Below are 19,091 nucleotides of genomic sequence, written 5' to 3' on the forward strand. Positions count from 1 at the left end.
CTAGTTTCAGAGCCAGGCTCTCTCTCCGGCTTTCACGGGCACTGGCTGGCGGCAGGAAATGGCGCAGGCAGGCCGGACCGCCCGCCCGCGCCGTTAGTCCTGTGGCACCCGGGACCTTTTCCCTGTCCAGAGGGGGGTCAGCTGTGATCGATGCGGATCTTGCGCTTCTCCCCGCCTTCCGACGGCTCCTTGGCAGGTGCCCGCACTTCCAGCACACCATCCTTGTACTGGGCAGTGATGTCTTCCTCCCTGGCGCCGGGAGGCAGTGCGATGCTCCGGTTGAACGAGCCGTAGCGGAATTCAGAACGGTAGCTGTTTTTGGACTTGTGCTCAGACTTCTCCTGGCGCTCAGCCTTGATCTGCAGCATGCCGTCGGCAACTGACACGTCAAGGTCCTGCTCGGGATCGATGCCCGGCAGTTCAGCCCTGACCACCATGCTGTCGCCCTCCATATACTGCTCCACCCGAATGGATGAGAATGTGAGATCGCCGTCAAGGAACCGCCGGATGGGTTCCATGACGTCTGACGGCGCCCACTTGAGATCGGCCATTGTCTTCCTCCTCGGGATCCGGCCTCTGCTTTGGGGGCCGGTCGATACGCCCATTACACACCCGGAGAGACGCGGTGCTTAGAGCAGAAAGTCCCGGTAGGAAAGGCGGTCAGAAGTCCTGGTCGGAAGGGGCCCGGGCTAGTGTCCCATGCCCAAGCCGCCGTCGACCGGAATCACAGCACCGGAGATGTAAGCAGCCTCATCCCCGGCGATCCAGCGGACCACGTTGGCGACTTCCGTGGCTTCAGCAAAACGGCCGGCGGGAACCTTGGTCAGGTAGTCCTTTTGGGTCGCCTCAGGGAGTTCAGCGGTCATATCGGTGTTGATGAAACCGGGTGCGACCACGTTCGCCGTGATGCCTCGGGAGCCGAGCTCCCTGGTGAGGGAACGGGCAATGCCAACGAGCCCGGCTTTCGAAGCGGAGTAGTTGATTTGGCCTGGCGCACCATAGAGGCCGGAGACGGAGGAGATGAGCACCACACGACCCTTCCGCATTTTTATCATGCCTTTTGAAGCCCGCTTGATGACGCGGAAGGCGCCGGTGAGATTGGTATCAATGACAGAAGTGAAGTCGTCCTCGCTCATTCGCATCAGCAGGGTGTCCCTGGTGATGCCGGCGTTAGCGACCAGCACCTCAACAGGTCCGTGGGCGGCTTCGACTTCAGTGAAGGCTGCATCCACCGAGGACTCGTCCGTTACGTCCGCCTTGACCCCGAGGATCCCCGCCGGAAGGTCTGACTCGCTGCGGAAGGTCACGGCCACCCGGTCACCATTAGCCAGGAACGCTTCGGCTATGGCAAGGCCAATTCCGCGGTTTCCCCCGGTGATGAGGACGCTGCGGCCAGCGGGTACTGCTTCAGTCATGTGGGTCTCCGGTTTTCTGCGGCGCACGGCACCGCGGTGGGGGCTGGGTTTACCGCCTCCGATCTTAGCCCCCGTTTGGGTGGTCCTTCCGATGGTGAGAGAATTGAAGCAAGCCTTTGGAGTGTGATTATTCAGCCGTGACACTTGAACACCGACGGGCCTCCCGGGCATCCAGGGAGCCGGACAACGCCTCAGGTGACGCCGAGGTACACAGCATCACCGATGCCGCCACGGCACATTCTGAAGAGATGCGTCAGCGGATGATCAAGTATGCGGTGGCGATGGGTATCCGTATGGTCTGCCTTATCCTCGTCTTCGTTCTGGACGGCTGGTTGAAGATCATTGCTGTTGCCGGTGCGGTGTTCCTCCCTTGGATTGCTGTTGTCATTGCAAATGGCGGCGACAAGGCGGAAATTCATAGCGATTCACTATTGGAATCAGCTCCCTTGGCGGAATTAGACATGCCGGAACCGACGCAAAAGGCTGCGGACGGTGATGACCAGGTTGTGGTGCTGCAGGGCGAACTCCTGGAAGACAACGGGGACAACGTAGAGGGCGAGGACCGCGGAGCTTCATGAGTATTTTTGATCTTGCCGGGAGCGACACCGCTATCCCCGAGGCCAGGTGTTCACGGAAGGGTTGCCGTAAAGCAGCCTCGTGGCAGCTGCTTTGGAACAATCCAAAAATTCATACTCCGGAACGGCGTAAGATTTGGCTGGCGTGCGAGGAACACCGGACCTGGCTTGAGGAATACCTGCAGACGCGGGGACTTTGGAAGCAAACCCTGGAACTTGGTGAACTTCCTTCGGGTCCCGGAAATCTCCCGGCAGGCAGGGACCACTGAATGTACCGCTTTCTCTTTTCCAGCAAGTGGCTGGGCTACTTGGTGTTGGCGGCAGTCTTTGCATCGGCTTGTGTCTTTCTGGGCCGTTGGCAGATGGACAGGCGGGCCGAGACCCTGGCAGAGATCAACAGGGTGACGAGCAACTACTCGGCAGAACCCCTGGCCTTCTCAGAAGCCCGGGACCAGTTTGAGCACCTTGATCCGGAACGTGAGTGGGCGCAGGTTGAGCTGAAGGGCTCCTACGACAATCAGGGCCAACGGATTGTGCGCAACCGGCCTCTCAACGGGCAGCCCGGTTATGAGGTGCTCGTCCCGTTCCGGCTTGAGACGGGTGAGACGGTGGTGGTGGACCGCGGCTGGCTGCCCATCGGGAACAACAATCCGGGCAGGCCGGATGCCATACCGGCCCCTCCTGCAGGAAAGGTCACAGTGGTGGTGCGCCTCAAGGCAGGTGAACCGCAACTTCAACGTGGCGCCCCGGAAGGCCAGCTCGCCAGCATCGATCTCCCCACTTACGCAGCAGAGCTCGGTTATCCCCTGATGACGGGCGCTTACGGCCAACTCGCCAGTGAAACTCCTCCGACAGCAGACATGCCAGTCGCCTTCCCGAAACCGTCTGTGGAGGAGGGCACGCACCTCTCTTACTCCCTGCAGTGGTTTGCGTTCGGCATCCTGATGTTCGTCGGTTTCGGCTACGCGGCGAGACAGCAGGCAAGAAACGCGGCGCTTGACGCCGAAGACGATCTGGCAGGACACTCAGGGACCGAAACCGACGTCGAGCACGCCGCCGTAGCGCAGCACCGTCGTCGTCCGCTCCCCCGAAAAGCCAGGAAAGCAACCTCAGAGGAAGAGGAAGATGCCATCCTGGACGCGCAAGGCTACTGAGAGGAAGTAATTGCGATGAATCCGGACGCCGTTGCCAATGTGCAGCGAGCCCTGGTTGAAGCCGGCGTCCGGGACACGGTGAAGGTCTTTGAGACTAAGGTGCCCACGGCGTCCGCTGCAGCATCGGTGCTGGGTTGCGAACTCGGGGCCATCACCAACAGTCTGGTATTCGAACTCGACGGCGGCCCACTCCTGATCCTTGCCAGTGGAGCCGCGCGGGTGGACACGGACTACGTCGCATCACAGTTGGGCTCCGAGCGGATACGACGTGCCACAGCCCGCTTCGTCCTTGAACACACAGGGCAGGAAGTCGGCGGAGTAGCGCCGCTGGGCCACCCCCGCAAGATACGGACCCTTTTGGACTCCACACTCGAGCAGCACGAAATCCTTTGGGCCGGAGCCGGAGACCACAACTCCATGTTCTCCATCACCTACCGGGACCTGCAGCGAATCACTGACGCGGAGGTTATGGACGTCCGCTGAGACCGCTGCCAACGATGTCAGGGCTGGTTTGCGTCAAAGAACCGGTGCTCCGACGTGACCGAACCGGCACTGCTTGATTTCTCCCGAATGAAGTCCAGGTCCTCCCTGGAGAGCGGGATCTGGCCGTGCCGGTCACATTCAATCTTCCCGCTGGCGTCCCTGCGGATCCTGGCTGACATGGTTCGCGGGAGGATCACGCATCCAGGATTCTCCAGCAGCCACGTCCGTGTCTCCGAATCAAGCCTTTCCCACTCATCTTTGAGGTTCATTACACCTTCCATTTTCGTCTTTGATCGAAGGACAAATTCGCTCCGACGATGAGGCCCGTTCCGGCGATCTCGCGGACCTTTGCTATTCCGGCGGCGGCCCGTGCTTTATCTGCATACGGCACGGAGGCAGCCAGAATTTCGCGATGCTCCGAAAGGAGCACCACCCGGAACTGGCCAGTGTCGTCGGTCAGGAGTTCAAATGTTGCGCTCACGTCTGTCCGTCTGGGGGCAGCACGGCGCGACGCCTTAGTGTTATGCGCAGGATTCGGTGGGATGGGTCAACACACAGTTCACGGTCCATGTTTCTTACCCCTGTGAGGAAGAGTCATGGGCCGCTGCTTGACCTCCGCCCCAGCCTACCGGGGCAGACTTCAGCCCACAATATCCCGAACGCTGCGCTTCGGTACTAGTGCTGGTTTGAGAGCGAGGGCCTGCTAGGCCAGCGTGATCAGATCCAGATAGTCCTCGTTCCAAAGGTCCTCAACGCCATCCGGCAACAGAACCACACGCTCAGGGTTGAGGGCTTCGACTGCCCCCTCATCGTGGCTGACGAGAACGACGGCGCCACTGTAGTTGCGCAGCGCACCCAGAATTTCGGCGCGGCTGGCAGGGTCCAGGTTGTTTGTGGGCTCGTCAAGGAGCAGTACGTTCGCGCTGGAAGCCACGATGGTGGCCAGGGCGAGGCGGGTTTTCTCGCCGCCGGAGAGGACGCCTGCCGGTTTGTCGACGTCATCCCCTGAGAACAGGAACGAGCCGAGGATGCCGCGCACCTCGGCATCCTGCATGTCCGGAGCAGAAGAGCGCATGTTCTGCAGGACCGTGCGTTCGACGTCGAGCGTCTCATGCTCCTGGGCGTAGTAGCCCACCTTCAGCCCGTGCCCGGGGACAATTTCACCGGTGTCGGGCTTGTCGACGCCAGCGAGCATGCGGAGCAGTGTGGTTTTGCCCGCGCCGTTGAGGCCGAGGATGACGACCTTGGAACCGCGGTCGATGGCAAGATCGACGTCGGTGAAGATCTCAAGTGAGCCGTAGGACTTGCTGAGGCCTTCGGCGGTAAGCGGAGTCTTCCCGCACGGCGAGGGGTCGGGGAACCGGAGGGCAGCCACGCGGTCGTTTTCACGCACAGCCTCCAGGCCTTTCAGTAAGCGCTCGGCCCGCTTCGCCATGTTCTGCGCGGCGACAGCCTTAGTTGCCTTGGCCCGCATCTTGTTGGCTTGGTCAAACAGGACCTGGGCCTTCTTCTCGGCGTTGGCTCGTTCGCGCTTACGCGCGCGCTCGTCCGTCTCACGCTGGAGCAGGTAGCGCTTCCAGTCCATGTTGTAGAAGTCGATCTGCGCCCTGTTCGCATCCAGCAGGAAGACCTTGTTGACGGTGGCTTCCAGCAATTCGGTGTCGTGGCTGATCACGATCAGCCCGCCCTGGTGGTTCTTGAGGAAGTCGCGCAGCCAGGAGATGGAATCGGCGTCAAGGTGGTTTGTCGGTTCGTCAAGGAGCATGGTCTCGGCGCCTGAATACAAGATCCGGGCCAGCTCAACGCGACGGCGCTGGCCACCGGAAAGCGTTTTGAGCGGCTGATTGAGGATGCGGTCCGGCAGAGCGAGGTTTGAGGAAATCGACGCTGCCTCCGCCTCGGCTGCATAGCCGCCGCCCGCGAGGAACTCGGCCTCCAGACGGTCGTAACGGTTCATGGCCTTGCGTTGGATGGTGGCGTCATCGCTGGCCATATCCTCGTGGGCCTGCTTGAGTTTGCCCACCACGACGTCAAGGCCACGGGCGGACAGGATACGGTCGCGCGCCAGCTGTTCCATGTCCGGGGTGCGCGGGTCCTGCGGCAGGTACCCGATCTCACCGCTGCGCGTTACTTTTCCCGCAGCCGGCAAGCCCTCCCCCGCCAGGACTCGGGTCAGAGTGGTCTTTCCTGCACCGTTCCGGCCTACCAGGCCGATCTTGTCTCCCTTGTCGATCCGGAAGCTCACCTGGTCCATAAGGAGACGGGCGCCGGCGCGCAGTTCAAGATCCTGGACGGTAATCACAGCAGGTAATGCCTTTCACAACAGGGAACGCCGCAGCACAACGGATAGGATCTGTTGGGGCCGGGGCAGGTAGCCGAGAGAACGGCCTCTACCAGTCTACCGGCAGGGCCAGCGCCGCCTGAAACGCAGAGGTCACCGGAAACAATCCTCCTGGTGCCCCATGCTCGGCGGATGCTCTCACAAAGAACAATGCCGCGCCCCGGGATTAGTAGACCCCCTACAAAAAACGCGCAGTCGGCGGGACGTATCGTCAGAATCCAGACGTAGTTTTGTGCCGGCGGCTTCTGCCTGCACCCGAGAACAGGATTCACCATGACCCAAACTGACAATGCCGTCACCACTCATTCGCCCGTGCAACGCAAGCGCTGGAACGCGACGGATCTCGGTCTCATCGCTGTTTTCGCCGCGCTCGTTGCCGGCTCGGCTCTGATTGCCGCTATTCCCGTCGGCGGGCTCGGCGTACCCATTACCCTGCAGACGTTGGCGGTCATGCTCACCGGACTGGTGCTGGGCCCGGGACGTGCGTTTGCCGCAGTCGGGCTCTACGTGCTGTTGGGCCTGGCCGGGCTGCCCATCTTCAGCGGCGGGCGCAGCGGCCTGGGTATTCTGGCGGGGCCTTCGGCGGGCTACATCATTGCCTTCCCGCTGGCTGCCGCCGCGGTGGGCTGGCTCGCCGTCGTGATCATCCAGCGCACAGTGAAGTACCGGGGTGTCCTGCTGTTTGGCGCTTGCATGGTCAGCAGCATCGTGCTGGTTCACGCCCTGGGCGTGCTGGGAATGGTGGTCAACGCCAAGCTCGAACTGTCGAAGGCTGTCCTTGCCGACCTTGCCTTCTACCCCGGTGACATCATTAAGAACGTCCTCGCTGTGACCATCGCCCTCGCCCTTCACAAAGCCTTCCCCGACCTCCTCGTGCGTCCGGCCAGGAGCAAGAGCCGCCTGCCGTGAACTCGATAGTCCTGGACCAAGTGAGGGTCGAGGTCGTCGTCGATGGGGCCGAGAGGTCCAAGGTGCTGCTCAGCGGGATATCCCTGACGCTGGCTGAGCAGCGTGTGGGTGTGATCGGAGCAAACGGTTCGGGGAAGTCAACCCTGCTCCGGCTTCTGAATGGCCTGGTGGAGCCCAGCTCGGGCAAAGTGACCGTCAAGGGCAAAGACACCCTGCGAGACGTCCGCTCTGTTCGCCGGGAGGTAGGTTTTGTTTTTACCGATACGCTCTCCCAGCTCGTGATGCCGACCGGGCGGGAGGACGTGGAGCTGTCACTTAGGCGTTCCATCCGGAACGCACACGAACGCCGCCTCATCGCCGAGTCAACCCTGGAGCGCTTTGGATTGCTGCCCCTTGCTGACCAAAGCATCTATGAACTCTCCGGCGGGGAACGGCAACTTCTTGCCCTCGCAACGGTGTTGGCTGTTGCGCCGTCTGTGCTGGTACTGGATGAACCGTCCACCCTGTTGGACCTTCGCAACCGGGAACTCCTTCGGCGCACGATTGCCGGACTGGAACAGCAGGTGGTGATGTCCACCCATGACCTGGACCTGGTTCAGGACATGGACCGGGTCCTTGTGGTGGATGACGGAAGGATAGTGTTCGACGGCGCCCCAAGTGCCGCCGTCGCGCATTACCGTCAGCTGTCCGCAGCTTCCCTTCCCCCGCTTCCGCCGGCAGCACCGGTTGGGGAAGAAGCCCGGGAACCGCTCGGGGCTATCCGTGAGGGGAGTATCCGTGAGCGGTTCTAACTTCCTGCTGGTGAATTACGTGGCGGGGACCTCTCCGATCCACCGGGCACCCCTCTGGCTGAAGTTCCTGGGCGTATTTGCCTGCGGCCTGGCGTCATTCCTGATTGTGGACTGGGCGGTGTCGGCAGGCGTGCTGGCGCTCATGTGCGCCCTGTTTCTGGTCAGCGGCGCGGGCGTCCGGAGACTTTTCCGTGCCGTGCGTCCCGTCCTGCCGGTCCTGCTGGTGATCGGGTTGTTCCAGTGGTGGCAGTTGGGGGCACCGACAGCGGGGCGGATCGTTCTGAATATTCTGGTATGCATTGTGGCTGCCTCGCTGCTGACGGCAACCACACCCATTCAACGGCTCCTCGACGGTGTGGGCAGCGCGGCGCGTCCGTTCCAGCGCTTCGGGGCTGACCCTGAACGCTTCGCCCTGACCATTGCCATCATGCTCAGGAGTATCCCGTACATCGCCGGCGCCTATTCAGATGTTCGGAACTCTGCCCGGGCGCGGGGGCTTGAACGGAACCCGAGGGCACGTATTCTTCCCGTCTTCATCACCACCGTGGCCTTCGCACGCCAGACGGGTGACGCTCTTGCAGCGCGCGGCCTGGGCGAAGCCGACCACTGACGCCCGCTGCAAGCAATCAGGCCAGCGGCATTGCCCCTGCCTGTCAGCTGATAGCCCCATAGCGGAACAAAGCCGCTGTCCCCATGCCTCCGGCAATGCTGATCATGGCAAGGGCAAGCCTCTCCTGTCCTGGACTCCGGCGGGACTGGGCCAGCAGCCTGGTCACGAGGACGGCCCCGGAAGCACCATAGGCATGGCCCAGCGCGAGTGCGCCCCCGTCCCGGTTCACCTGACCCGGATCCAGGCCCAGCAGATCGAGGCAGGCCAGCGTCTGCGAGGCGAAGGCCTCATTGAATTCCACCAGGTCCAGGTCCTGGGCTGTGACGAATTGAGCCGCCAGGAGCCTGGCAGCCGCGGAAGCCGCCCCAATCCCCAATAACTCCGGATCCACGCCTGCAGTATCCGTTCCAAGCACCAGGAGTCCGTCCCGGGCCCCCAGCTCACGTGCCCGTTGGAGGGAGGTGATGACGACGGCGGCTGCTCCGTCGGCGTCGAAGCATGAGTTGCCTGCAGTTACAGTTCCCTGGGTGCTGAAGGCCGGAGGGAACCTTGCAAGCACGCCGGCGGTGAGCCTGGGGCGTGGCCCGTCATCGTCCTTGACGATGCCGGTGCCGGTCCTGCCGCCGGCGCTCTGGAGGGGTTGGATTTCGGACTCGAAGAATCCGGCCTTTGCCGCTTCCAGGGCGCGGCGGTGGCTTTCCAGCGAGAAGGCATCCTGGCGTTCCCGGCTGATGCCATAGCGCACTGCCACATTGTCGGCGGCAACGCCCATGTCCGGGTCCCCGTAGCTGTGCGGCACAAACTGTGCCCGGCTGAAAAATTCAGGCTCACCCGCAATCCCGCGGTGGGCCCGCAGCGGGGCCGTGCTGATACTCTCAACGCCGCCAGCGAGGTAGGCACCGTTGCCGCCTGCGGCCACCATGCGGGAGGCGAGCACGATCGCGTCCAGACCCGAACCGCATTGGCGGTCAACGGTGACTCCCGGCACTGACACAGGCAGTCCGGCCTCCAGCAGGGCCAGCCGGGCAACATTTCCGTTCGCTCCTACAGCGTTGCCCACCACCACGTCAGCGACAGCGTCGGCGCTCAGCCCGGATTCCGCCAGCAGGGCGGCCAGCACGGGCGCCAACAGTTCGTGAGCACGCAGGGAACTGAGTGCTCCTCCTGAGCGGCAGAGCGGTGTGCGCCGGGCCTCGATAATCACCGGCTGACGATCGTCAGGAAGAGCGGTCACACCGCGGGAATCGTCGTTTCCGGTTTCAGACAAGCCGTCGGGCCTTCCGGTCGCCCTCGCCAATCCAGTCGAGCAGAAGCTGCCGGCTGACCTTGCCGCGGTCAGTCAACGGGAGCTCGGGCAGGATGTAGTACTGAATGGGCCGCTTGTCGCGGGCCAGTACCTCTTCGAGCCCTGTTTTCACCTGTGTGGCAGTGACGCCGCCGTGGGAGGGAACAATGCCGGCCACAACACGTTGACCGCGAAGATCGTCCGGCATCCCCGCAGCTACCGCGGCTGCGACTCCCGGCACGGAAGCCAGAGCCAGTTCCACCTCATGCGGGTAGACGTTTTTGCCTGAGGTGATGATCATGTCCGAGCGGCGGCCCAGGATGTGCAGCTCCCCGTCCGCCAGGTAGCCCTGGTCGCCGACCGTGAACCAGTCGCCGAAGCGCCGAAGTGCCTGGCCGTCGTCTCCCCACAGATAGCCGTTGCTCACCATGCCGCTTCGCACGCAGATGTTGCCGTCGGCGCCGTCGGGCAGGATTCCGCCGTCGTCGTCCATGATCAGGACTTCCACCCCGGGAAACGGGCGCCCGATTCCGGACCCGCCCGGCGAAGGGGTCTGACCTGGAGCGAGGCCCAGTCCGGAGACAAAGCTCAGTTCCGAGGCACCGTAGTACTCGAAAAGGGTGGCGTTCGGCGCCCACCTCCGGGCGGCTTCAAGGGTCCGGGCGTCCAGCTTGGACCCGGCGCAAATGATGCTCCGGACTCCGGAGGCATCTACGCCTCCTAGGAGGCCGCGTTCGCTCAGGAGCCTGAGCATCGTGGGTACCAGCACCAGGCGGGTGATTCCGTCGTGGGTGATGGCGGCGTGGACATCCCCGACGTCAAAGCTTTCGAGGGTATGGAACTCGGAACCCGAGTAAAGGCATTCGGACAGAGCATAGAGGTTCAGGCTCGATGCCAGCGGTCCGGGGGCCATGGTTTTATCCGCTGCGTCGAGTCCAAAGAAGGCCATGGAGGCCTGGAAGGAACGAACCCAGGATTGCCGCGACCGCGTAAAGGCTTTGGGAACAGACGTGGTGCCGGAAGTCATGCCGATGAGGAAGCTGGAGTCTGCGGGGCCGTCGGCAAGCGCCATTCCTAACGCCGGGGCCGGTGCGCCGAGGCGCGACCGGACCTCCCTCCGCAAATGCTCCGGCCAGGACGGATCCAATACGGCGCACTGCCGCTCCCCCGCCACCGCCGCCGCGAAACGGGCCACAAATTCAACAGAATTCCCCTCCGTCAGCACAGTCACTTGTGCTGATTCCGGTACCAGGTCAGCCGCCAGCTTCTGCAGGGACTCCCAGGTCAGCCGTTGGCCGCCAACAACAATGGCGGTTTCGTCGGGACGTTCATTGGCCCAGCGCTGGAGTTGGTCGAGAAAAGGCATCAGAGCCACTTTACCGCCGCAGCAAGGTTCCCTCACCGCCCGGCCGGACTATTGTGACGTTATGAGTTTCAATGACGATGTCCCTTTGGATCCATCACAGGTGCAGGACCGTAGGGGCATGGGGCGAGGCACCAAAATCGGCGGAGGCATAGGCGGGGGAATCGTTCTTCTGCTGGCGCTTCTGTTCGGTGTTAACCCTCAACTGCTGGAGGGCCTCGGGGGAACCGTACAGGACCCCTCAGCCCAGAGCCAGGGAACCGCGCCGGCCTGCCGGAGCGGAGCGGACGCGGACCAACGTCTTGATTGCCGGATCGTCGGTACGGTGAACAGCCTGAACGCTTTCTGGCCGTCCTACCTTGCCCAGTACAACCGGCAGTACCCGCAACCTGAAACTGTCATCTTCCGGGATGCCACAGACACCGGCTGCGGGGCGGCCACGTCAGCTGTGGGGCCGTTCTATTGCCCGGCGGACACCACGGCGTACTTCGACCCGGGTTTCTTCCAGGAGCTCGTGGACCGGTTCGGTTCATCAGGCGGCCCGCTTGCCCAGGAATATGTTGTGGCCCATGAGTTCGGCCATCATGTCCAGAACGTGCTGGGTTACCTGGACCGCGCCCAGCAGGATCCGCAAGGGCCTGAATCAGGGGCTGTCCGTGTGGAGCTGCAGGCTGACTGCTATGCCGGCCTCTGGGCGCACCACGCCACTCAGCCGGACCCTGTTTCCGGCCAGCCCTTCCTGGACCCACTGACCGAACACGACCTGAAGGACGCGCTGTCCGCCGCTTCTGCCGTCGGCGATGACCGAATCCAGGAGGCCGCAACGGGAAGGGTCACCCCCGAAGCCTGGACTCATGGCTCCAGCGAACAACGCCAGCGGTGGTTCTACACGGGCTATTCCACGGGCGACATCAACCAATGCGATACCTTCTCGGGCGCAACTCTCTGAACGCTAACTAAGCGTTAAGCACGACGGCGGCCCGTCACCTTCGCGGGAAGGTGACGGGCCGCCGTCGAACTCCTCAACAGGAGCCTCCGCCGCCGAGGGTTCCCTGGCCGAGCTAAGCGAGGTCAGGGAGGAGGTGGGGATCTAGATGTTGAACCCGAGGGCGCGCATCTGGTCCTTGCCGTCATCGGTAATCCGTTCCGGACCCCATGGCGGCATCCACACCCAATTCAGGCGCCATTCGTCCACAACACCGTCCAGGGCCTTGCCGACCTGCTCTTCGAGCACGTCCGTCAGCGGGCACGCAGCGGTTGTGAGCGTCATGTCGATCAGCAGTGCGCCGTCGTCGTCGGAGTATTTCAACCCGTAGAGCAAACCGAGGTCCACAATGTTAACCCCGAGCTCCGGGTCAATGACGTCCTTGAGGGCCTCTTCGACATCCTCAAGGCTCGTCCGGGCGGTATTGATTTCGGTCATGACTGGTCCTTACTAGGCCTGTGCTGCTGCTGCCGCGGCTGCGATGCTCGCTGCCCCGGCGCCTTTAGCGTAGCGGTCGTAGCCTTCTTCTTCGAGTCGGTCGGCCAATTCCGGGCCACCCTCTTCGACTACCTGTCCGTCAACGAACACGTGGACGAAGTCCGGCTTGATGTAGCGCAGAATCCGTGTGTAGTGCGTGATGAGCAGGGTACCCATGTTGCCCTCGGCGTGAGCCCGGTTGACGCCCTCTGACACAACCTTGAGCGCGTCGACGTCGAGGCCTGAGTCGGTTTCGTCGAGGATGGCGAAGCGCGGCTTGAAGAGTTCCAGCTGGAGGATCTCGACGCGCTTCTTCTCGCCACCGGAGAAGCCCTCGTTGACGTTGCGCTGCGTGAAGTCAGCATCGATGCGGAGCTGGGCCATTGCAGCCTTGACGTCCTTGGTCCAGTGACGCAGGGACGGTGCTTCGCCGTCGATGGCGGTCTTCGCGGTGCGCAGGAAGTTGGTCATGCTGACGCCGGGGACCTCCACGGGGTACTGCATGGCGAGGAAGAGGCCTGCCCGGGCGCGCTCGTCAACGCTCATGGCCAGCACGTCCTCGCCGTCGAGGGTGATGGTGCCACCCGTGACGTTGTAGCGGGGGTGGCCGGCAATGGTGGAGGCCAGCGTGGACTTGCCCGAGCCGTTGGGCCCCATGATGGCGTGGGTCTCGCCGGTCTTGATGGTCAGGCTAACGCCCTTCAGGATCTCTTTGGTGCCCTGTTCGGTGTCAATGCTGACGTGCAGGTCCTTGATCTCAAGAGTAGACATGTGTCTTGTTCTCCTCTGCACCATGCCCTCCGGCGGCGGTGCGGTTTCTTGGCTTGAAGTTTTTGATGTGCGGTTGGCGGTTAGCTGAAGTTGGGGGCCTCAGCGCCATTGAGTACGTTGGTGAAGTCCACGTAGACGTCGTCGCCCTCGATGGTGACCGCGAAAACCGGTACCGGGTCGTAGGCAGGCAGCTGAAGGGGCTCTCCCGTGCGGAGATCGAACTGGGATCCATGGCCCCAGCACTCGATCATGCAACCCTCGACTTCACCTTCCGAAAGAGAGACGTCCGCGTGCGAGCAGGTGTCACCAATTGCATGGATGTCACCCATCGAGTCCTTCACGATGGCGACGGGGTAGTCGTCGATCAGGATCCGCAGTGCCTGCTTGAGTTTGATCTCACTGGCGCTGCAGACGAGCTCACCCTTCGGCTGTTCAATCATGTGGTGGTTTCCGTACCCGTTCAGTTATTGGTAGCGGCGAGTTCGCGCTCAACCGCGGCAGTGAGGCGCTCCTCGAGCGCCGGCACCTTGATCTTCTGGATGATTTCGTTCAGGAAGCCCCGAACCACCAGCCGGCGGGCAACCTCTTCGGAGATTCCGCGTGCCATCAGGTAGAACAGGTGCTCGTCGTCGAAACGTCCGGTGGCGCTTGCGTGCCCCGCACCCTCGATCAGGCCGGTTTCAATCTCCAGGTTCGGGACAGAGTCGGCGCGGGCGCCGTCCGTCAAAACCAGGTTGCGGTTGGCCTCGTAGGTGTCCGTGCCTTCTGCTTCCTTACGGATCAGGACGTCGCCTACCCAGACGGTGTGGGCGTTCTTGCCCTGCAGCGCACCCTTGTAAAGAACATTGGACTTGCAGTTGGCCACGGAGTGGTCAACGAACAGCCGCTGCTCAAGGTGCTGGCCGGCGTCGGCGAAGTACAGGCCCAGGAGCTCAACTTCGGCGCCGGTGGCGGTGAAGCGTGCTGACGGGGTCATGCGCACCAGGTCGCCACCAAGGCTCACCACGATGTGCTTGAACTTCGCGTCGCGGCCAAGCTTTGCCTGCTGTGAGGACGCGTGCACGGAATCGTCATGCCATTCCTGGAGGGAAATGACAGTGAGGTCAGCGCCGTCCCCTACCAGGATCTCGACGTTCTGCGAGACGACGGCGGTGCCCTGGTGGTCAAGGACCACCACAGCCTTGGAGAACTTCTTCGCCTCGATGACGATGTGCTGTGCAGAAGCCTCGGTACCTTGGCCGGTGATCAGGACACTGATTTCATCCGTTACCTGGGCTTCAGCAGGCACGGTGATGACAGTAGCCTCAGTGAAGTTCTCCCAGGCATTGGCCGAAACCCTGTCTTCAGGAATCGCAGCGGAACCGATGCGGTTGTCGTTGCGGTCAACCGTTTCCACCAGGACTCCCAAGGGTGCTGTGACAAGCACCTCAGGGGCAGTTCCGGTCAAGGCGTCCGTGTGGAGCCCGCGAAGGCGCTTCAGTGGCGTGAAGCGCCAGTCTTCCTCCATGCCGGTAAGCGGCTTGAAGTCGGCGAGGTTGTAGGACGTCAGGCGCCCGGCCCGTGAGCTGTCGGGAATCCCGACGCCGCCGCCATGGGAGTGGCTCTTGGCGGAAGCTCCAGCCAGCGGCGCCTTCGATTCAGTGGAATTGATGGGCGAAAGGCTCTCGCCCTCCTCGGTGAAACCGTTGATGAACGGCTGGGCTGAGGGCGCGCCGATTCGCGCTTTTTCGGTGGTGATTTCAGTCATCGTTATCCGACGGACCCTTCCATCTGGAGTTCAATCAGGCGGTTCAGCTCGAGTGCGTACTCCATCGGGAGTTCGCGGGCAATTGGTTCGATGAAGCCGCGGACGATCATCGCCATGGCCTCGTCTTCGCGCATACCGCGGGACATGAGGTAGAAGAGCTGTTCTTCGCTGACCCGGGACACCGTTGCTTCGTGTCCCATAACAACATCGTCTTCGCGGATGTCGATGTACGGGTACGTGTCAGAGCGGCTGATGGTGTCCACCAGCAGCGCGTCACAGCGGACCGTGTTAGCGGAGTGCTTAGCACCTTCGCGCACCTGGACCAGGCCGCGGTAGGCCGCGCGGCCTCCACCACGGGCCACAGATTTGGACACAATCGAGCTCTTGGTGTTCGGCGCGATGTGGACCATCTTGGAGCCGGTGTCCTGGTGCTGGCCTTCGCCGGCGAACGCGATGGACAGGGTTTCACCCTTGGCGTGCTCTCCCACGAGGTAGACGGCAGGGTACTTCATGGTCACCTTGGAACCGATGTTGCCATCGATCCACTCCATGGTGGCGCCCTCTTCACAGATGGCGCGCTTGGTGACCAGGTTGTACACGTTGTTGGACCAGTTCTGGATGGTCGTGTAGCGGACGCGGGCGCCCTTCTTCACGATGATCTCCACAACGGCTGAGTGCAGCGAGTCGGAGGTGTAAATCGGCGCGGTGCAGCCCTCGATGTAGTGAACGTAGGAGTCTTCGTCCGCGATAATGAGGGTGCGTTCGAACTGGCCCATGTTTTCCGTGTTGATGCGGAAGTATGCCTGCAGGGGGATGTCTACGTGGACGCCCTTGGGCACGTATACGAAGGAACCGCCGGACCAGACAGCCGTGTTCAGCGATGCGAACTTGTTGTCACCCACAGGGATGATGGTGCCGAAGTACTCCTGGAAGATCTCAGGGTGCTCCCGCAGCGCAGTATCAGTATCAAGGAAGATAACGCCCTGCTTTTCAAGGTCTTCACGCAGCTGGTGGTAGACGACCTCGGACTCGTACTGGGCGGCGACGCCGGAGACCAGCCGCTGCTTTTCGGCCTCGGGGATGCCGAGCTTGTCATACGTGTTCTTGATGTCGTCCGGCAGGTCCTCCCAGCTGGTGGCCTGCTTCTCGGTGGACCGCACGAAGTACTTGATGTTGTCGAAGTCGATGCCAGACAGGTCCGCACCCCAGGTGGGCATGGGCTTGCGGTCGAAGTACTTCAGGCCCTTGAGGCGGAGGTCCAGCATCCACTGGGGCTCGCTCTTTTTCTCCGAAATGTCCCGGACAACGTCCTCATTGATCCCACGGCGGGCGTTGGCGCCGACGTCGTTCTTGTCGGACCAGCCGTACTCGTAGGTGCCGATTCCGTGGAGCTCGGGATTCTTTTCCAGAATCTCCGAAATCACAGTAGAGTCAGCAACCTTTTTCTCTGATAGTTGGTCCGTCATCACGGCCTTTCTTGCAGATGGTTGGATACTTCGTCCGGGTTTTCCGGCAATACTTCTGAGGTTCGGGGTGTTGCGGGTGTTTCCCGCCCCTGAACCGCCGGTCGACCCGTAGGTATATGGGTAGTACAGACATGCCCCCCGCGGGCCAACGTGGAGAGGCGGCGCACGTCAACGCCTACCAGCCGGGAAAAAACTTCGGTTTCCACGTCGCAGAACACCGGGAACTGGGCAGCGAGCTGTTGAATCGGGCAGTGGCCCTGGCAGAGCTGGACGCTGGAGAGCGCGGCGGGAAGGGGCGCCTTGGCTTCAACGGAAGCTGCGGATGAAACGTAACCGTCCCTGGAGAGGGCCGCGGACAGGGCCCGCGCCCTTGCAGTGATATCAGCCCCGGCTGCTTCAACTTCCGGCGCATAGCGGCGTTCCATATCCGAGAAACGCTCGACGGCGAACTCGCGGACCGCTTCGGAGCCGGCCATGTTCTCAAGCTGCTTGAGTGCAGAGCTTGCAATGTTCAAGTAGTCGTCGCCGAGGCTTGATTGGCCCTGTGAGCTCAGAACATAACGGCGGGCGGGACGGCCTGCACCGGCGCCGGCCCTGGCCACGCGCTTTACTTCGATCACTCCCCTGCGGGCGAGGTGATCAAGGTGGCGGCGGACCGCAGCCGGGGTGAAGCCCAGGAGATCACCAAGCTCAGCGGCGCTCACCGGTCCATGCTCCAGAACGGCGTTCAGAACGCGGTCGCGGGTACGGTCCTCAGCCTCGGCGATTGCCGAAGCCGGAACAGCTTGGAGCACCGCCGGCACGCCTGCTGGCGCGCTGCGGCTGATCAAGCGCGCAGAAGTGGATGAGCTCATGGAATACACAACATAATAATGTCGTAATTTAGTCCCGGCATCCAGTAAGGCTAGGCTGGCCTGCTCGCCGCCTCAGTGTGACCTCGGACACCCCGGAACCTGAACTGAGTGCACTGCTACTACATCACGTAGAATGCTTTGGTGCAATCCCCCCAATCCACTGTTCTGTCCATAGACGGGTTAGTCAAGGACGTTGGTCCGCTCCCGGCCCTGGATGGCAAGATGCTCCGGGTAGTGGGTGGCCTGTCCCTCGTGGCCGAGCGCGGCAAGGTCACTGCCCTCCTGGGCGCCAACGGCGCAGGCAAAACCACCACAATTGAATGCGCACAGGGCCTTCAAAAACGCACTGGTGGAACTATCACCCTGTTGGGGCAGGACCCCGATACGGCTGATGCCGGCCTTCGCTCCCGGGTCGGTGTGATGCTGCAGGACGGTGGACTGCCGCCGTCGGCCCGTCCCATCCCGTTACTCCGCCATATAGCGGGAATGTACCGGAACCCCTGGCCTCTGGACGAGCTGATTCAGCGGCTGGGAATCGATACCTTCAGCAGAACCAGCGTACGCCGGCTCTCCGGGGGGCAGAAGCAGCGCCTCGCCCTCGCGGCCGCGCTGGTGGGTCGGCCCGAGGTGCTTTTCCTTGACGAGCCAAGCGCCGGCCTGGATCCGCAGTCCCGCAACATTGTCTTTGAACTCATCACCGAACTGCGTTCGGCCGGGATGGGAATCATCCTGACAACCCACCTTATGGACGACGCACAGCGTCTCGCCGATTACGTCTACATCATTGACGCCGGCAGGAACGTCGCGCAGGGAACGGTGGCGCAACTGCTGCAGCGGAACGTTTCACCCGACCCGGCCCAGCCCCACATCCGAACCCTCCTCTTCGAGGCGCGGCCAGGCCTGGACTTCACTGGTGTTTTTCCTGCAGGAATCGACGTCAGGGAGAGCAGGGCCGGGAGCTACTCCGCCACTGGTGCGCTCACCCCCGAGGACCTTGCCGCCCTCACCGCCTGGTGGGCAGCACGCGGCATCATGCCCGGCTCCCTGAACCTGGAAGCCCGCAGCCTCGAGGATGTATTCCTGGACATTTCCGGAAGGGATATCCGATGAGCGAGACGCTCGGAGGCGCCCCCGCGCCTCTGTTCAAACGGATCGCGCTTCAAGGCGGCTATGAGGCCCTGACCATGATCCGCAACGGCGAACAACTGATACTTGCCATCGTGCTGCCGCTCTTGGCCTTGGTGGGCCTGACCGTCACACCACTGCTGGACGGGCTCGGCGGGAGCCGGGTCGACGTCGCAGTGCCGGGCATCCTCGCCCTCTGCGCCATGTCCACAGGCTTCACGGGTCAAGGCATTTCCACAGGATTCGACCGCCGTTACGGCGTACTGCGGTTCCTGTCCACCACGCCGCTCGGCCGGACCGGGCTCATCGCTGGAAAGATCCTGGCGGTGCTGGCAGTCCTCGCCCTGCAGGTGCTGGTGATCGGTTCAGTAGCCGCGATCCTGGGCTGGCAGCCCAACCCGGCAGGCCTGCTCCCGGGCCTTGTCCTGCTGGTGGTGGGCGGAGCAGCTTTCACTGCCCTTGGCCTTCTAGTAGCCGGCACTGTCCGTCCTGAAGCCACCCTGGCTATCACCAATCTGCTGTGGATTCTGCTCGGGGCACTCGGCGGCATCGTCATCCCGGCGGAACGGCTGCCCGGCCCGGCCCAGCACCTAGTGCACTTCCTGCCGTCCGGCGCCCTCGGTGAGGCCTTGCGGGACGCATTGCTGCATGGGCGCGTCAACACCGCGGCCGTTCTTGTCCTGCTGCTGTGGACGGCCGTCGCCGGCGCAGCAGCGGCCCGTTGGTTCAAGTGGAATTGA

General features: G+C 62.6%; 22 protein-coding genes and 1 pseudogene. 10 read left to right on the forward strand and 13 right to left on the reverse strand.

Going from position 1 to position 19,091, the window contains the following annotated elements; genetic code table 11:
• Positions 1 to 137 precede the first annotated feature (137 nt).
• Both M1E05_RS11080 and fabG read right to left on the reverse strand, forming a co-directional pair.
• Positions 138 to 551: an Hsp20/alpha crystallin family protein gene (locus M1E05_RS11080; RefSeq protein WP_458114024.1), complete on the reverse strand. Its 414-nt coding sequence runs from the start codon at positions 549 to 551 to the stop codon at positions 138 to 140.
• A gap of 138 nt (positions 552 to 689) precedes the next feature.
• Positions 690 to 1,415: a 3-oxoacyl-ACP reductase FabG gene (fabG, locus tag M1E05_RS11085; RefSeq protein WP_247040559.1), complete on the reverse strand. Its 726-nt coding sequence runs from the start codon at positions 1,413 to 1,415 to the stop codon at positions 690 to 692.
• A 137-nt stretch (positions 1,416 to 1,552) separates the two neighbouring features.
• Here fabG and M1E05_RS11090 point away from each other — a divergent pair, with 137 nt between their 5' ends.
• The 4 genes from M1E05_RS11090 to M1E05_RS11105 are packed head-to-tail and all read left to right on the forward strand — an operon-like array spanning position 1,553 to position 3,627.
• Complete coding sequence (locus M1E05_RS11090) at positions 1,553 to 1,993, forward strand: DUF3099 domain-containing protein (RefSeq protein ID WP_458114026.1); 441 nt, start codon at positions 1,553 to 1,555, stop codon at positions 1,991 to 1,993.
• On the forward strand, positions 1,990 to 2,259 hold the full coding sequence (locus M1E05_RS11095; RefSeq protein WP_461162940.1) for a hypothetical protein: 270 nt from the start codon (positions 1,990 to 1,992) through the stop codon (positions 2,257 to 2,259). The genes M1E05_RS11090 and M1E05_RS11095 overlap by 4 nt, the downstream gene beginning before the upstream one ends.
• Positions 2,260 to 3,144, forward strand: a complete 885-nt coding sequence (locus M1E05_RS11100) for an SURF1 family cytochrome oxidase biogenesis protein (protein WP_461162941.1) — start codon at positions 2,260 to 2,262, stop codon at positions 3,142 to 3,144.
• 15 nt (positions 3,145 to 3,159) lie between these two features.
• On the forward strand, positions 3,160 to 3,627 hold the full coding sequence (locus M1E05_RS11105) for a YbaK/EbsC family protein (RefSeq protein WP_461162942.1): 468 nt from the start codon (positions 3,160 to 3,162) through the stop codon (positions 3,625 to 3,627).
• Between the two features lie 17 nt (positions 3,628 to 3,644).
• On the opposite strand, the gene M1E05_RS11110 is transcribed toward M1E05_RS11105, so the two are convergent.
• The 3 genes from M1E05_RS11110 to M1E05_RS11120 all read right to left on the reverse strand — a co-directional run bounded on the left by M1E05_RS11110 (position 3,645) and on the right by M1E05_RS11120 (position 5,929).
• Positions 3,645 to 3,896, reverse strand: a complete 252-nt coding sequence (locus tag M1E05_RS11110) for a hypothetical protein (RefSeq protein WP_461162943.1) — start codon at positions 3,894 to 3,896, stop codon at positions 3,645 to 3,647.
• A complete protein-coding gene (locus M1E05_RS11115) occupies positions 3,896 to 4,108 on the reverse strand; it encodes a YegP family protein (RefSeq protein ID WP_461162944.1) in 213 nt (70 codons plus the stop codon). Before M1E05_RS11115 ends, M1E05_RS11110 begins: the two co-directional genes overlap by 1 nt.
• A 222-nt stretch (positions 4,109 to 4,330) precedes the next feature.
• Positions 4,331 to 5,929 (reverse strand): ABC-F family ATP-binding cassette domain-containing protein, encoded by a 1,599-nt coding sequence (locus M1E05_RS11120; RefSeq protein WP_458114032.1) that lies wholly within the window; start codon positions 5,927 to 5,929, stop codon positions 4,331 to 4,333.
• Positions 5,930 to 6,241: 312 nt separating this feature from the next.
• On the opposite strand from M1E05_RS11120, the gene M1E05_RS11125 reads away from it, so the two are divergent.
• From M1E05_RS11125 to M1E05_RS11135, 3 genes and pseudogenes are all read left to right on the forward strand, one after another.
• Positions 6,242 to 6,877, forward strand: coding sequence for a biotin transporter BioY (locus tag M1E05_RS11125; RefSeq protein WP_458114033.1), 636 nt, complete (start codon positions 6,242 to 6,244; stop codon positions 6,875 to 6,877).
• 98 nt (positions 6,878 to 6,975) lie between these two features.
• Positions 6,976 to 7,668: pseudogene (locus M1E05_RS11130) on the forward strand (energy-coupling factor ABC transporter ATP-binding protein); the annotation flags it as partial.
• Positions 7,655 to 8,278, forward strand: a complete 624-nt coding sequence (locus M1E05_RS11135) for an energy-coupling factor transporter transmembrane component T family protein (RefSeq protein WP_461162945.1) — start codon at positions 7,655 to 7,657, stop codon at positions 8,276 to 8,278. The pseudogene M1E05_RS11130 and the gene M1E05_RS11135, both read left to right, overlap by 14 nt.
• A gap of 43 nt (positions 8,279 to 8,321) precedes the next feature.
• Here M1E05_RS11135 and M1E05_RS11140 read toward each other — a convergent pair whose 3' ends face one another.
• Together M1E05_RS11140 and M1E05_RS11145 are read right to left on the reverse strand one after the other, a co-directional pair.
• Positions 8,322 to 9,545, reverse strand: coding sequence for a thiolase family protein (locus M1E05_RS11140; RefSeq protein ID WP_461162946.1), 1,224 nt, complete (start codon positions 9,543 to 9,545; stop codon positions 8,322 to 8,324).
• Positions 9,538 to 10,929, reverse strand: coding sequence for a class I adenylate-forming enzyme family protein (locus M1E05_RS11145; RefSeq protein ID WP_461162947.1), 1,392 nt, complete (start codon positions 10,927 to 10,929; stop codon positions 9,538 to 9,540). The genes M1E05_RS11140 and M1E05_RS11145 overlap by 8 nt, the downstream gene beginning before the upstream one ends.
• Positions 10,930 to 10,990: 61 nt before the next feature.
• Between M1E05_RS11145 and ypfJ the strand changes: the two genes are divergently transcribed.
• A complete protein-coding gene (gene ypfJ, locus M1E05_RS11150; RefSeq protein ID WP_461162948.1) occupies positions 10,991 to 11,875 on the forward strand; it encodes a KPN_02809 family neutral zinc metallopeptidase in 885 nt (294 codons plus the stop codon).
• 141 nt (positions 11,876 to 12,016) lie between these two features.
• On the opposite strand, the gene M1E05_RS11155 is transcribed toward ypfJ, so the two are convergent.
• The 6 genes from M1E05_RS11155 to M1E05_RS11180 form a co-directional block, all read right to left on the reverse strand.
• Positions 12,017 to 12,349, reverse strand: coding sequence for a metal-sulfur cluster assembly factor (locus M1E05_RS11155; protein WP_104997920.1), 333 nt, complete (start codon positions 12,347 to 12,349; stop codon positions 12,017 to 12,019).
• 12 nt (positions 12,350 to 12,361) lie between these two features.
• Entirely contained in the window at positions 12,362 to 13,159 is a 798-nt protein-coding gene (gene sufC / locus M1E05_RS11160; protein WP_247045239.1) for a Fe-S cluster assembly ATPase SufC, read from the reverse strand.
• 80 nt (positions 13,160 to 13,239) lie between these two features.
• Positions 13,240 to 13,599 (reverse strand): non-heme iron oxygenase ferredoxin subunit, encoded by a 360-nt coding sequence (locus tag M1E05_RS11165; protein WP_458114038.1) that lies wholly within the window; start codon positions 13,597 to 13,599, stop codon positions 13,240 to 13,242.
• 20 nt (positions 13,600 to 13,619) lie between these two features.
• The gene (gene sufD, locus M1E05_RS11170; protein ID WP_458114039.1) at positions 13,620 to 14,906 is read right to left on the reverse strand and encodes a Fe-S cluster assembly protein SufD; all 1,287 of its coding nucleotides are present in this window, start codon (positions 14,904 to 14,906) and stop codon (positions 13,620 to 13,622) included.
• A gap of 2 nt (positions 14,907 to 14,908) precedes the next feature.
• Entirely contained in the window at positions 14,909 to 16,372 is a 1,464-nt protein-coding gene (sufB, locus tag M1E05_RS11175) for a Fe-S cluster assembly protein SufB (RefSeq protein WP_309106837.1), read from the reverse strand.
• Complete coding sequence (locus M1E05_RS11180) at positions 16,372 to 17,226, reverse strand: helix-turn-helix transcriptional regulator (protein WP_461162949.1); 855 nt, start codon at positions 17,224 to 17,226, stop codon at positions 16,372 to 16,374. The genes sufB and M1E05_RS11180 overlap by 1 nt, the downstream gene beginning before the upstream one ends.
• A gap of 141 nt (positions 17,227 to 17,367) precedes the next feature.
• Between M1E05_RS11180 and M1E05_RS11185 the strand changes: the two genes are divergently transcribed.
• Positions 17,368 to 18,336, forward strand: coding sequence for an ABC transporter ATP-binding protein (locus M1E05_RS11185; RefSeq protein WP_461162950.1), 969 nt, complete (start codon positions 17,368 to 17,370; stop codon positions 18,334 to 18,336).
• On the forward strand, positions 18,333 to 19,091 hold the full coding sequence (locus M1E05_RS11190; RefSeq protein WP_461162951.1) for an ABC transporter permease: 759 nt from the start codon (positions 18,333 to 18,335) through the stop codon (positions 19,089 to 19,091). Before M1E05_RS11185 ends, M1E05_RS11190 begins: the two co-directional genes overlap by 4 nt.

The organism is Arthrobacter sp. R4-81 (assembly GCF_054792365.1).

Excerpts from the sequence above, each read along its gene's own strand:
- M1E05_RS11080 (WP_458114024.1), bottom strand. The coding sequence starts at position 551 with ATGGCCGATCTCAAGTGGGCGCCGTCAGACGTCATGGAACCCATCCGG.
- fabG (WP_247040559.1), bottom strand. The coding sequence starts at position 1,415 with ATGACTGAAGCAGTACCCGCTGGCCGCAGCGTCCTCATCACCGGGGGA.
- M1E05_RS11095 (WP_461162940.1), top strand. The coding sequence starts at position 1,990 with ATGAGTATTTTTGATCTTGCCGGGAGCGACACCGCTATCCCCGAGGCC.
- M1E05_RS11100 (WP_461162941.1), top strand. The coding sequence starts at position 2,260 with ATGTACCGCTTTCTCTTTTCCAGCAAGTGGCTGGGCTACTTGGTGTTG.
- M1E05_RS11105 (WP_461162942.1), top strand. The coding sequence starts at position 3,160 with ATGAATCCGGACGCCGTTGCCAATGTGCAGCGAGCCCTGGTTGAAGCC.
- M1E05_RS11110 (WP_461162943.1), bottom strand. The coding sequence starts at position 3,896 with ATGAACCTCAAAGATGAGTGGGAAAGGCTTGATTCGGAGACACGGACG.
- M1E05_RS11125 (WP_458114033.1), top strand. The coding sequence starts at position 6,242 with ATGACCCAAACTGACAATGCCGTCACCACTCATTCGCCCGTGCAACGC.
- M1E05_RS11145 (WP_461162947.1), bottom strand. The coding sequence starts at position 10,929 with ATGCCTTTTCTCGACCAACTCCAGCGCTGGGCCAATGAACGTCCCGAC.
- ypfJ (WP_461162948.1), top strand. The coding sequence starts at position 10,991 with ATGAGTTTCAATGACGATGTCCCTTTGGATCCATCACAGGTGCAGGAC.
- M1E05_RS11155 (WP_104997920.1), bottom strand. The coding sequence starts at position 12,349 with ATGACCGAAATCAATACCGCCCGGACGAGCCTTGAGGATGTCGAAGAG.
- sufC (WP_247045239.1), bottom strand. The coding sequence starts at position 13,159 with ATGTCTACTCTTGAGATCAAGGACCTGCACGTCAGCATTGACACCGAA.
- M1E05_RS11165 (WP_458114038.1), bottom strand. The coding sequence starts at position 13,599 with ATGATTGAACAGCCGAAGGGTGAGCTCGTCTGCAGCGCCAGTGAGATC.
- sufD (WP_458114039.1), bottom strand. The coding sequence starts at position 14,906 with ATGACTGAAATCACCACCGAAAAAGCGCGAATCGGCGCGCCCTCAGCC.
- sufB (WP_309106837.1), bottom strand. The coding sequence starts at position 16,372 with ATGACGGACCAACTATCAGAGAAAAAGGTTGCTGACTCTACTGTGATT.
- M1E05_RS11180 (WP_461162949.1), bottom strand. The coding sequence starts at position 17,226 with ATGAGCTCATCCACTTCTGCGCGCTTGATCAGCCGCAGCGCGCCAGCA.
- M1E05_RS11190 (WP_461162951.1), top strand. The coding sequence starts at position 18,333 with ATGAGCGAGACGCTCGGAGGCGCCCCCGCGCCTCTGTTCAAACGGATC.